Source organism: Phycisphaerales bacterium AB-hyl4, from assembly GCA_041821185.1.
Lineage (GTDB): Bacteria > Planctomycetota > Phycisphaerae > Phycisphaerales > Phycisphaeraceae > Natronomicrosphaera > Natronomicrosphaera hydrolytica.
This window is the reverse complement of the sequence record JBGUBD010000005.1, coordinates 359,608-372,190: the sequence shown is the minus strand read 5'-3', so window position 1 is coordinate 372,190 and position 12,583 is coordinate 359,608. Positions and strand designations below refer to the sequence as shown.

General features: G+C 64.2%; 9 protein-coding genes. 4 read left to right on the top strand and 5 right to left on the bottom strand.

Features of this window, described 5'->3' with window-relative positions; translation table 11 throughout:
• Positions 1-69: 69 nt before the first annotated feature.
• The 3 genes from ACERK3_10310 to mutL form a co-directional block, all read right to left on the bottom strand.
• Positions 70-255 carry a YqaE/Pmp3 family membrane protein gene (locus tag ACERK3_10310; protein MFA9478689.1) on the bottom strand — a complete coding sequence of 62 codons (186 nt, stop codon included), beginning with the start codon at positions 253-255 and terminating at the stop codon, positions 70-72.
• Between the two features lie 135 nt (positions 256-390).
• Complete coding sequence (locus tag ACERK3_10305; protein MFA9478688.1) at positions 391-1,836, bottom strand: sigma 54-interacting transcriptional regulator; 1,446 nt, start codon at positions 1,834-1,836, stop codon at positions 391-393.
• 288 nt (positions 1,837-2,124) lie between these two features.
• The gene (mutL, locus tag ACERK3_10300) at positions 2,125-4,146 is read right to left on the bottom strand and encodes a DNA mismatch repair endonuclease MutL (protein MFA9478687.1); all 2,022 of its coding nucleotides are present in this window, start codon (positions 4,144-4,146) and stop codon (positions 2,125-2,127) included.
• Positions 4,147-4,280: 134 nt separating this feature from the next.
• On the opposite strand from mutL, the gene ACERK3_10295 reads away from it, so the two are divergent.
• Positions 4,281-6,098 carry a hypothetical protein gene (locus ACERK3_10295; protein MFA9478686.1) on the top strand — a complete coding sequence of 606 codons (1,818 nt, stop codon included), beginning with the start codon at positions 4,281-4,283 and terminating at the stop codon, positions 6,096-6,098.
• 42 nt (positions 6,099-6,140) lie between these two features.
• Here ACERK3_10295 and ACERK3_10290 read toward each other — a convergent pair whose 3' ends face one another.
• The gene (locus ACERK3_10290; protein ID MFA9478685.1) at positions 6,141-6,545 is read right to left on the bottom strand and encodes a YlbF family regulator; all 405 of its coding nucleotides are present in this window, start codon (positions 6,543-6,545) and stop codon (positions 6,141-6,143) included.
• A 275-nt stretch (positions 6,546-6,820) separates the two neighbouring features.
• On the opposite strand from ACERK3_10290, the gene rnr reads away from it, so the two are divergent.
• From rnr to lgt, 3 genes are all read left to right on the top strand, one after another.
• Positions 6,821-9,319, top strand: coding sequence for a ribonuclease R (gene rnr, locus ACERK3_10285; GenBank protein ID MFA9478684.1), 2,499 nt, complete (start codon positions 6,821-6,823; stop codon positions 9,317-9,319).
• Between the two features lie 123 nt (positions 9,320-9,442).
• Complete coding sequence (locus ACERK3_10280; GenBank protein MFA9478683.1) at positions 9,443-10,396, top strand: ion transporter; 954 nt, start codon at positions 9,443-9,445, stop codon at positions 10,394-10,396.
• A 55-nt stretch (positions 10,397-10,451) separates the two neighbouring features.
• Positions 10,452-11,504: a prolipoprotein diacylglyceryl transferase gene (gene lgt, locus ACERK3_10275; protein MFA9478682.1), complete on the top strand. Its 1,053-nt coding sequence runs from the start codon at positions 10,452-10,454 to the stop codon at positions 11,502-11,504.
• Between the two features lie 113 nt (positions 11,505-11,617).
• Here lgt and ACERK3_10270 read toward each other — a convergent pair whose 3' ends face one another.
• On the bottom strand, positions 11,618-12,553 hold the full coding sequence (locus ACERK3_10270; GenBank protein MFA9478681.1) for an ABC transporter permease: 936 nt from the start codon (positions 12,551-12,553) through the stop codon (positions 11,618-11,620).
• Between the last annotated feature and the right edge of the window lie 30 nt (positions 12,554-12,583).

The window sequence follows — 12,583 nt, the reverse complement described above, 5'->3', positions numbered from 1 at the left end:
TGTTGCAGCGGGGCTGTCAAACAGGACGGAACCGGCGTCGCGCGGGGGCTGGGCCCGGCGTGGCGAGGGTCAGGGCTTGGCCTGGCCGCCGTGGCGGGTGACAACGAGGTAGATGGCGTGGATTTCGCCGGGGATGATGAACAGCAGCGTTAGCAGGATGTTCAGCCAGAAGTGCAGGCCGAAGCCCACCATCAAAAATGCGGCCACCGGGGGGAGCAGAATGGCCAGGACGATCAGTAGGACGGTAATAAGCATGGCGGCTGCCCTTCGGGGTTGTGATGACGGAGGGCGACGGCCGACCGCTTCATCAGCATAGGCAGGGCAGCCGGTTCGGGCGAGCAAAAAAGCGCGGCCGTGTGGTGCGATACTGCGTAGCGGGCGGCGGCTGGGTCATCGGCTGTATCGGCTTTCGCCCGGGCCGCCGTGCTTGCTCAGGCGGTTGTGCACGTAGAGCGCTTCGAGCAGAAACTCGCCGGCGCAGGCGAGCAGTTGCTCGTCCTTTTCATCGAGGCCGAGCTTCTTGGCCAGCTTGGTCGTCGCGGGGAGCAGACCTTTGACGTGCTTCATGCTCGCGATCTGCTCGGCTGCGGAGACTTCGTCGCCGACGGTAAGCTTGAGGCCTTCCTCGAACGGCTCGACGATGGCTTCGTATTCGTCGACGTCGGCGACCTGATCGAAGATGGCTTTGACCGCTTCACCGACGAGGGAGGTGACAAGCTTGTCCTCGGTGGCGTCGCCATCGTCTGCGAGCATGAGCTCGATCTTGCCGCGCGTGCTGGCGAGGATGTGCTGGAGATCGCAGACGCGCGGGACGACGCGGGGCTCGCCGGTGATCAGCCCGCGGCGCTCGGCGGAACTGACGAGGTTTTCAATGCAGGCAATGCTCGTCCGCACGCTGACGCCCGAGGCCTGGTTGATGTGCGGGCTCTTGCGCGCCTGGGCGACGGCTTCCTCAACGATGCGGAGCATGAGGTCGGGCACGTCGACCTTGGGCAGGGCGGCGGCTTCGTCGGGCTCGTTTTCGCGTTGCAGCCAGGCGTTGCCGCGCGTGATCTGCATGGCCTCGTCGGTGGTGTGCGGGTAGTGGGTGCGGATGACGCTGCCGATGCGGTCTTTCAGGGGCGTGACGATACGGCCGCGGTTGGTGTAGTCTTCGGGGTTGGCGCTGAAGACGAGGCAGACGTCGAGGTTCAGGCGGACGGGGTAGCCACGGATCTGCACGTCGCGTTCTTCGAGAACGTTGAACAGGCCGACCTGAATGCGGGGCGAGAGGTCGGGCAGTTCGTTGACGGCGAAGATGCCGCGGTTGGTGCGCGGGATCAGGCCGAAGTGCATCGTGCTCTCGTCGGAGAGGTAGCGGCCCTCAGCGTGCTTGACGATGTCGATTTCGCCGATGAGGTCAGCGATGGTCACGTCGGGCGTGGCGAGCTTTTCGTGATAGCGGTCGCTGCGGTGCAGCCAGCGGACGGGCGTGTCGTCGCCTTGCTCGCGGATGAGGCGTTTGCCCATGCTGGTCATAGGCTGGATCGGGTCGTCGGGGATTTCGATGCCGTCGATGATCGGCAGCCATTCGTCGAGCAGATCGGGCAGCAGTCGGAGCATGCGCGTCTTGGCTTGTCCGCGCAGGCCGAGGAAGAGCATGTCATGTCGGGAGAGGATGGCGTGGACGACCTGCGGCTGCACGGTGTGCTTGTAGCCGAGGATACCGGGGAAGACGTCGTCGCCGGACTGGAGTCGGCGGACGAGGTTTTCGCGCAGTTCCTGCTTGACGCTGCGATAGCGATATGGCGTCTGCTTGAGTTGGCCAAGCGTGGCGGGCGTGGGATGGCTGGTCATGATCGGTTCCCGGCAAGAAGATCGCGGCAAAGAACGCTAGAAGGGATGATGCAGTAAGTCAAAGCGTTTCGCGGGGTAGCGGAGAGTATTACGCCAAGTCGCCAAGACGCCAAGACGCCAAGAAGAAAAAGACCGGCTAAACCCTAGAGACACCGAGGCACAGAGTACGGCTGAAAGAAAACTTTTTATCTTCCCATATGTCTCTGTTATGAAGCTTTTCGCTTCTTTGCCTTTTCCTTGGCGTCCTGGCGACTTGGCGTCTTGGCGTCTTGGCGTTAAACCCCTGTGCTACCCACTACGGCCGAACTGTTTCGCGAGGTCGCGGAGGCTCAGGCGGAGCGTGGTCGGTCGGCCGTGGGGGCAGTTGCTCGACCGCTCGATGCGATCGCGCTGCTGCAGCAGCGATTCAAGCTCGGCTTCGCTCATGCGGTCGCCCGCCTTCACTGCCGCCTTGCACGCCATCATGTCGAGCACTTCGTGCAGCACGCCTTCGTCCACCGTCGCGCCACTGACTTCGATTTCGCCTTCTTCCGCCTTGTCGAGCAGCTCGTCGAGAAACTCGATCGGCTCGACACCACGATCAAACAAAAACGACGGAAACGCCTGCACGCCCACCGCGTTCGAGCCCATCGGCTCCACCTCCACGCCGATGCGGGCCAGCAGCGGGCCAAGCTCTTCCAGCAGCGCCTGCCGTTTCGCGCTCGCCCGGAGCACGGCCGGCATGAGCATGCGCTGGCTTTCAAGGATGCGCCCTTCCCCGAGCACGCGCTGGCGAAGCTGCTCGAACATCACCCGCTCGTGCAGCGCGTGCTGGTCGACGATGAGCAGGCCTTCGTCGTCCTGCGTGACGACGTAGCTTTCGTGCACCTGGAGGATGTTGATGGGCTTGAGGCTTGAGGCTTGGGGCTTGGGGGAGGCATCGTTTGCGTCGTCGGCGTCGTTCGCGAAGGCGTTGGGCGACTCCTCGGCCAGTGCCTGCTTCACCTGCTGGTAGACGAAACCTTTTTGCGTTGGGTCCATGCGACGGAAATAATTGACGAACTCATCGCTGGACAACCCGCCGGCGCCACTGGGGTGGGGCTGCGGTCGGTCGGTGGGCTGGCCGGCGGGCGTGGGCGAGCTGATGTCGGTGGGGGAGCGCGCGGGCCAAGGCCCGCGGCTAAATGAGGGGGCGTCGGTTTGGGGGAGCGTCTGGTCTTGTGTTGGCGTGTCGAGCAGTGAGGGCTGGGATGGCTCGGCTGAGGGGCGAAGGTTGAACGGCGACGATCGCTCAGCCATGCGGGCGCTGGGGGTGAGGTCGGCAGCGAGCAGGCGTTGTCGGATCGCGGCGAGCACGAGGCCGTGCACGGCACTGGGGTTGCGGAAGCGGACCTCTGCCTTGGCCGGGTGCACGTTCACGTCCACCTCGGCCGGGTCCATGTGCACGAACACCACCGCAACGGGGTGGCGGTCCGGCGGGACGAGTCCGCGATAGGCTTCGCGCACGGCATGGGTGAGCTGGCGGTCGCGCACGGGTCGGCCGTTGACGCAGAGGTATTGAAACTTGCCCGTCGCGCGGGCGAGCGAGGGCATGCCGGCCAGGCCCCACACCTGCATGCCGCCGCGCTCGGGCGTGTCGACGTGCTCGAAGGCGAGCAAGCCCTCTTCGAGGTCTTTGCCGAGCACTGCGACGCATCGCCGGGCGCGTTCGCGCTCGGCGGACAGGTCGAGCGACTTGCGGCCGTTGTGGGTCAGGCTGAAGGCGACCGCGTGATGCACCATCGCGAGGCGTTGGATCAGCTCGTTGATGTGGCCGAACTCGGTCGAGGCGGTACGCAGGAACTTGCGGCGGGCGGGCGTATTGAAAAACAGGTCGCGGATTTCGATGGTTGTCCCCGGCGCACCGGCGGCGGGAGCGGGGTCGCTGAGCTGGTCGCCGCTGGCTTCGATGGTTGCGGCGGCCTCGGCGAGTTGGCCCTGCTCGTCGCGGGCGCGGGTGGTGATGCGCATACGGCTGACACTGGCGATCGACGCGAGCGCCTCGCCGCGAAAGCCCAGCGTGTCGATGGCGGCCAGTTGCTCGGCCGAGTGCAGCTTGCTCGTCGCGTGGGCCGCGAGGGCCAACGGCAACTCGTCCGCGGGGATGCCGTTGCCGTCGTCGGCGATGCGGATCAGCTCGCGCCCGCCGTCGTCGACAGTCACGTCGATGCGCGTTGCGCCGGCGTCGAGGCTGTTTTCGACCAGCTCTTTGACGACCGAGGCGGGGCGTTCGATGACCTCGCCGGCGGCGATCTGGTTGACCAGCAGTGGCGGCAGCTTACGGATCGGCATGGCGACATGGTACCAGAGCCGACCCGCCGATCGCGCGGGTCCGGTGCGTTGGTGCGCGCGCGGTATGATCGGGCCCCGCACCGGGTTGACGCGGCGGCCGAGAGCGACATGTCTTTAAACTGAAAGGACCCCGCATGCGATGGATGGCGACCCTGTTGTACGTGCTGATTGTTTCGCCGGCGTTTGCCGGTGTGCCGGCCGTGTTTGACCGATCGATTGATGAGACACTGGGCGACCTTCGCCGAGTGGTGGCGGACGTCGACCAGCGGCGGACGGCGCACTATCACGCGCAGCTGCCGGGCAGCGATGAGCTGCACCGCCGATCGCTGTCGGCGTACCGTGCGCTGGAGCTGGCGCGCGGGCTGCTGGCGGACTATCGAGCCGAGTTGGTGCGCGTGGCCGGCGGCGGTGCTGGCTCTGATGCCCAGCCGACGCCGCCTGATGTGCCTGCGACCGACGCGCCGACGCTGCCGCCCGGCGAGGGCTTCGAGGGCGAGACGGATCAGCCAGACCACGTCGGCTCAGGCTTCGGTGCGGATGCCAAGGCGATCGCCCGCTGGAACCTCGTGCCGTGGCCGATATTCGATCAGCCAATCGGCGTGGGCGTGCTGGCGTATCACATGATCGGCATCGACCGCGTCGAGTTCAGCGCCAACGGCGGCGCGTGGGTGGCGGTCGACGAAACATCGCTGAACCCGCACACCGGCGTTGACGAATACTGGGTCCAACTCGACCCCGCCGACTTCGAGCAAGGCGACACCGTCGAGGTCCGAGCCATCGTCTACCCCACGACCGGCTACCCGCGCGTGCTCCAGGGCGAGATCAATCGCAACTACGACGGCCTCAACACCGGCGTGCACAGCATGGTGCTCTATGCCTACCCGGACGGCGTCGAGCGCCATGAGCTGTTCGTCGCGGTGTCGGGCGATGATGACAATAGCGGCACACGCGACGAGCCGATGCGGTCGATCGGCCTTGCCTTGCGTAAGCTGCGCGACGCCGGGCACGCCGACTATGGCGTCGTCACGATCATCGAGCCGGGCTTCTACGAATTGCCCAACTACCCCACCGGCCACGATCCACATGGCCCGGTCAGCGTTGGCACGTCGCGGTGGCTGACCATCCGTGGCGACGACAGTCTTGACCGTGAGGAGATTGTGCTCGGCCGGGCGGAGCGATCCGATGCGCGGATGCGGTTGAATCGATCGAAGTGGCAAAACGTCAGCTTCGACTTCGGCACGATCGTGCAGATCTACCTCGACGGCTCGCGCGACGGGCAAGGACACGCGATCTGGTTCGACGACGTCCGCTGGTTCGACCGCCACGGCCCGGTGATCCACCGCGACGACGCACCTGGCCGACGGCAGCAGCTTTACCCGATCCGCGCCGAGACCGGCCATCGCTACGTCACCAACTCCGCCGTCGAGGATATGCTCTACGGCTTCGTGGGGCTGACCTACGCCCGCAACGTCACCGCGACGAACATCTCCGGCGACTCGCTGGCCAACACACAGATGATCGTCGGCGCAAGCGTCGGCGGCAGCGACGGCGAAGCGCTGGAATTTCACAGCGACGTGCTGCAATTCTTCGGCCACTACGAAAACCTCGTCATCACCGGCGTCAATGCGACCGGGCTCAACGCGGTGCAGTCGATCTTCCTCGACCACCATCAAAGTTCATTCACCGACTGCGCGTTCGTGGATCTGACGTTTGAGAACATCAACGACCAGGCCAACGGCGGGCCACCGTGGTCGCAACTCAACAGCCGGCATGAGAACGTTTTGTTCAAGCGGGTGGCCCTGCCGTATCAACGGTTGGTGTTTCGTGACGATTTCGAGGGGGCGCGTCAGTTTCAGGCGGACGGGCCGGGCGTGCTGTTTCGCGATTGCGAGTTGCATCCGCAAAGCCACCCGCTGCGGCGCGAGGTGGAGGGAGTGCGCGTCCGTCAGTGATCGGCGCGAGGGGCGCTGAAAAGGATGGGTGCGTGATGCCGCTTACAGCCCCGCCTGGCCGGGCATGACGCCGGGGGTGGCTCCGGGGGTGGCTCCGGGCGCGGGCGGGGTGTCGGGGGTTTGGCCGGTCATGGCTTCGTCGACGCGGCGCATGAGGTCGACGTAGTCCATCTGGGCGATCTGCAGGTCGCGGAGGACGGGGTGGGTGACAACCTTGGTCTGGAGCTCTTTGAGCCGGGCCTTGTCTTCAACCTCGATCGGCTGCTGGTTCATTTCTTTTTCGCTGACGGTCTGCAGGTGGCGGTTGTAGTCGTTGAGCAGGCGTTGAGCGTCCTGATCGTCGCGGAGGCGGGTGACGATGTCCTGGAATTTCTTCGCGGCGTCGTGCTGGCTGATCTTTTCGCCAAGCTCGCGGGCGGCTTTGAGGATGTCTTCGGTGCTGGGCATGGGTGGTCCTTTCTGTTGCATTTCGGCCGGTCGGTGTAGCATAGCGGGATGGGATTGGCGTGTCGGCGGGGGCCGAGCCGGTTTTCAGCAGGTGGCCTGGCGTGTCCGTAGGACAGCCGGGACGGGGGACCGGACGCGGCCACGCTGGAAAATCGGCGTTTTCGGGGCCTATGCTTTGCTCTACCGACCGCCTGGCTGTGTTGTGACTTTAACCCCTGTCCGTCTGTTGAAGCCGGCGGACCGACCTTTTTCATTGACTGTTGATTGATCCGATCATGCCCGAACGCTTCGCCCGCCGCATCCTAGAGCACCTTGCCGACCAGCGATACGAGCCACGTACCGCCCACGAACTCGCACGCGACCTGAGCATCCCCGAAGACGAGCAGCCGGCCTTCGAAGAAGCGGTGCGCCAGTTGCTCGAAGAGGGCCAGATGGTCGCCGGCTCGTCGGAGACGCTGCTGCTGCCGCCGCCGGGCAAGACGATGGTGGGCATCTTCCGCAAGCACGAGCGTGGGTTCGGCTTCATCGTGCCGGACGAGCTGACGCAGCACGGCGACCTGTTCGTGCCGCCGAACGCGAGCATGGACGCGATGACCGGCGACCGCGTCAGCGCCCGCGTTCGCCACTCGCCCCGCCGTGGGTCTGCGACGGGCAAATCGCCTTACACCGGGCAGATCGTCGAGATCCTCCAGCGGGCGGACAAGCGATATGTCGGCACGCTGCAGAAAGATGGTAAGCAGTTTGTCGTGCAGGTCGACGGCCGCGTGTTGCACGACGCGGTGCTCATCCGCGACCCGCACGCGAGTAACGCGAAACTGGGCGACAAGGTCGTCATCGAGTTGATCGAGTACCCCGATCGCCCAGGCAAGAAGGCGGAAGGCGTGATCACGGAAGTGCTCGGCGAATCGGGCGAGCCGGAAATCGAAACGCTGTCTGTCATTCGCGCGTACGGGCTTGCGGAGAAGTTCGACGATGCTGTCGTGGAAAACGCGCGGGCGGCGGCGCGGGAGTTTCATGACGACGACGTGCCGACCGACCGCGAAGACCTGACGGGCTTGCTGACGTTGACGATCGATCCGCCAGACGCGCGGGACTTTGACGATGCGATCAGCCTGCGGAAGGTGGATGAGATCGAAGGCGGGGTGAAGGCGAGCCATTTAAGGGGCGAGTCCGGCGACGAGGCGGTGTGGGAGCTGGGCGTGCACATCGCGGACGTGTCGCATTTCGTGCGTCTCGATTCGCCGCTGGATCAGGAAGCGTACGAGCGAGGCAACAGCACCTACCTGCCGCGGAAGGTGATCCCGATGCTGCCGGAGCTGTTGAGCAACGGCGTATGCTCACTGCAGGACGGTGTGAACCGGTTTACGAAAAGTGCGTTCATCTATTACGACGCGGACGGGCGAGTGGTCGGGCAACGGTTTTCGCGCAGCGTGATTCACTCGGACAAACGGCTGACGTATCTCGAAGCGCAGGCGTTGATCGACGACGATCTGCGCGAGGCGGTGAAGCATACGCGATCGGAGGCGAAGTACCCTCGGCCGATCATTCAGGCGCTGAAGCAGATGGACGAGCTGGCGAAGACAATCCGCAAGCGTCGGATGAGCGAGGGCATGATCGTGCTCGGCTTGCCTGAGGTGGAGCTTGTCTTTGACGAGGCGGGGCGTGTGGTCGATGCGCAGCCGGAGGACGACGCGTTTACGCATACGCTGATCGAGATGTTCATGGTGGAGGCGAACGAAGCGGCGGCGCGGCTGTTCGACTCGCTTGGCGTGCCGATGATCCGCCGAGTGCACCCGGACCCGGACGCGCATGATGTGGGCGAGTTGCGACACTTCGCGCGTGTGGCGGGGTTCAACATCCCAGCGAAACCCTCACGGAAAGAGTTGCAGCAGTTACTCGAACAGGTGCGCGGCAAGCCGGCGCAGCATGCGGTGCATCTGGCGGTGCTGCGAACGCTGAGCAAGGCGGAGTACTCGCCGATCCTGGTGGGCCACTTCGCGCTGGCGAGCGAACATTACACGCACTTTACCAGCCCGATTCGCCGATACCCGGACCTCGTGGTGCATCGCGGGCTGGATGCGTATTTGAAGGTGACGGACAACGGGCAGAAGGGGGTGGGGTCGCCCAAGCAGCGCAAGCAGGTTGCGCGGGCGGTGATGGATTCGCATCTTGTGCCCAACGAAGATCGCCTGCACAACCTTGGCAAGCATTGCTCGACCACGGAGCGCAACAGCGAGCAGGCGGAGCGCGAGTTGCGAAGCTATCTGGTGATGGAATTGTTGACGCAGCATCTTGGCGAAGACTTCGCCGCGACGGTGACGGGCGTGACGGGCATGGGGGTGTTCATGCAGTTGAACCGTTACCTGGTGGACGGACTGGTGCGTGCCGCCGACCTGCCGGGGCCGGAGGGCGAGCGTTGGCAGATGAACCCGAACACGGGAGCGTTGACGGCGCAGCGGTCCGGCCGAGCGATCACGATTGGCGATCAGTTCACAGTGCGGGTGGCGAAGGTGGACCTGGCACGTCGGCAGATGGACCTGGTGATCATCGAAGACCAGGGCGGCGGCAAACAGTCGGGCAAGCAATCAGGTGAGAAATCGGGCGAAAAATCGACGAAGAAAAAGCCCCGCAGACAGTCGCCGGGCGCGCGTAAGGCCCATGAAGCGACGAAGAAGGTCAAGCAGCAGTCCAAACAGCAGGCCGAGCCTGGCCAAAGCGGCCAAAGCAGTAAGGGCAAGTCGAGTTCGCGTAGCCGCCGACGTCGCGGGAAATAGGTCTGCGGGCACGTGAACGGGGGGGGTGTCGTCAGCGGTGGAAATCGCTACGTTATATCGCTTGCCGTGGCGATCCGCCGTGAATCCACGAACCCCCCTACCACCCTGGAAATCAATCTGCTCATGATCGTGCGTTGGCTCGACAGCATCGTCAACTCCGCCGCGTTCCAGAACTTCATCCTTCTGATGATCGGCGCGGCGGCGGTTATCGTGGGGCTGGAGACGTACCCGCATCTGATGGAGCGTTACGGCAGGCTGCTGATCACGCTGGACTGGATCATCATCTGGATCTTCGCGATCGAAGCGGTGATGAAGATGGCGGCGCATGGCAGGCGGTTCTACCGCTACTTCAACGACCCGTGGAACTGTTTCGACTTTACGATCGTGACGCTTTGCTTCATCCCGGCGGTGGGGCCTTACGCGGCGGTGTTCCGCCTTGCCCGCGTGCTGCGAACGTTGCGGTTGATCAGTGCGATCCCGCGATTGCAGTTGATCGTCTCCAGTCTGCTGCGCGGATTGCCGAGCATGGGATACGTCGGCCTGCTGTTGCTGCTGCTGTTTTACATTTACGCGGTGATGGGCGTGTTCCTGTTCCGCGCGAACGATCCGTTTCACTTTTCAGACCTGCAGACGTCGATGATCACGCTGTTTCGCGTGGTGACGCTGGAGGACTGGACGGACGTGCTTTACACGCAGATGTACGGGTCGGACGTCTACCCGCCGCAGGGCACGCCGCCGTTTGAGCCCACCCCCTACGCGATGCCCTTCGTGGCGGTGATCTACTTCGTCAGCTTCGTGCTGCTGGGGACGATCATCATGCTCAACCTGGTCATCGGCGTGATCCTCAGCTCGATGCAGGAAGCGCAGGACGAACGCGACCGCGAAGCATTGGCGGTCGCCCGCGCGACGGATGAAGGCCTGACCACCGAGCAGGAAATCGAGATGATGGAGTATGAGCTGGACAGCATGAAGCGGCATTTGCACATGGTTCGCATCCGTGTGCGGGAGGAGATGGCGGCCGGCCGTAAGATGGACGCCGTGGAGCGGGAGACGAGGCGAAGCGAAGCGAAGTCGTAAGGCGGACGACGCTCCGCTGGCGCTTCGCGGCTAACGAGATACGGGGACTGAGACGATGATGGACTTTACGCTTGCTGCCTGGCTGCATGATCTTGATCCGTTAGCATTTGGACCGATCCGCTGGTACGGGCTGTCCTATCTGGCGGGCTTCGCGATTGCGTGGCTGTTGATTCGGCGGGTGCTGACCGTCGGCAGCACGCCGTTGAAGCCAGTGCAGACGAGTGACCTGGTGGTCGCGGTGGCGATCGGCATCATCGTCGGCGGACGGGTGGGCTATGTGCTGTTCTATCGGCCGGACCTGATGTGGACGTTTTACCCCGGCCTGCCGTTCTGGGGTGTGCTGGCGATCAACGAAGGCGGCATGGCGAGCCATGGCGGGATGCTCGGCGGGATTGTCGCGAGTTGGTTATTCGCACGTCGGCATGCGCTGCCCATGCGACATGTGCTCGACCTGATCGTCTTTGCGGGTCCGCTGGGCGTGGTGTTCGGGCGGATTGCGAACTTTATCAATGGCGAACTGATCGGCCGTGCTGCCCCGGAGTGGCTGCCGTGGGCGGTGAAGTTTCCGCAGGAGATGTACGACTGGACCCGAGAGCAGTGGGAGCAGGCACCGGGCGCGCTGCAGGAGTTGAGCATCCCGCAGATCGTGACGCAGGTGCAGCGTGGCAATGAGCACGTGATCGCGCTGGTCGAGCCGATGCTCACGCCGCGACATCCGTCGCAGCTATACGCGGCGGTGCTCGAAGGGCTGGTGGTGTTTCTTGTATTGCTTTGGCTGTGGCGGAAGCCGCGCGTGCCGGGGCTGGTGGCGGGGGTGTTCTGCATCACGTATGCGGCGGGGCGGATTGTGAACGAGTTTTTCCGTCGGCCGGACGTGCATATTCAGGACGCGGAGTTTGCATGGCTGGCGATCACGCGCGGGCAGTTGCTGAGCCTGGGGCTACTGGCGTTGGGCGTGTGGCTGGTGTGGTGGGTGCAGCGCCAGAAGCTGCCGGCGATGGGCGGTTGGCGGCGCGGGCCTTGGACTCAAACGGCGAGCGAGTTGCAACGCCAAGACGCCAAGACGCCAAGTCGCCAAGTGAAAAACAAAGGCAGGGAAGCGGATTGAATTGCAGAAGCACGGAGACGTCGAAACCGGCAGAAGAGAAAAAGGGTTTCTTCTTCAAAAAGGGTTTCTTCTTCTTGGCGTCTTGGCGTCTTGGCGTGATTCCCAACGCTCGATCACAACTCGATTCGCGGGTCGAGCCAGACGTAGGCGACGTCGACCATGAGGTTGAACACCACGAGGATGACGGAGTAAACGAGTACGACGCCGAGGATGAGAAACTGGTCTTTGTTGCGGACGGCGTTGACGAAGTGTTCGCCGATGCCGGGGATGTTGAAGACCTCTTCGACGACGAACGAGCCGGTCATGACCGCGGCGGCGGCGGGGCCGAGGAAGCTGAGCACGGGCAGGTAAGCAACTTTCAAGGCGTGCTTGAATAAGGCTTGGCGTTGGGAGAGGCCCTTGGCGCGGGCGGTGCGGATGAAGTCGCTGGACATGACGTCGGCCAGGCCGAGGCGGACAAGGCGGGCGATGTACGCCGCCGGCGCGACGCCGAGCGTGATGGCGGGGAGGATCCAGCGCGTCATGAGCTGATCGAGGTTGGGGTCGATCGTGCCCGGCGGCAGTGCGAGCACGATGGCGACAAACCCCACGAGCAGGATCGAGCCGGTGACAAACGCGGGCAGACTGATGCCGATCAGTGCGATCGCGAGGCTGGAGAAGTCCAGCGCCGAGCCGGGGCGGAGCGCGCCGATGATGCCTGCGGCGCTGCCGAGGAAGATGGCGATGATCATTGCGAGCACGCCGAGGCTGGCGCTGACCGCGAGGCCGTCGGCGAGGATGTCGTTCACGCGCTGGTCACGGTATTGCAGTGACGGGCCGAAGTCGCCGCGCAGCAGCAGGTCGGAGAGGTAGCTTTGCGCGAAGGCGGTGGGGCTGTGCAGGTTGTACTGGCGTTGCATGGCCGCGGCGATTTCGGGCGGGGGGCGCTGGCCTTCGGGCGCTTCGAGCGGATTGCCGGGCACGACCCACACCAGCAGGAACGTGACCAGGAAGATCACGCCCAGGATCGCCGGCAGTTGCATCATTCGCCAGAAGATCAGGTGGGTCATAAATCAGTTTCTAGTTTCTAGTTTTTAGTT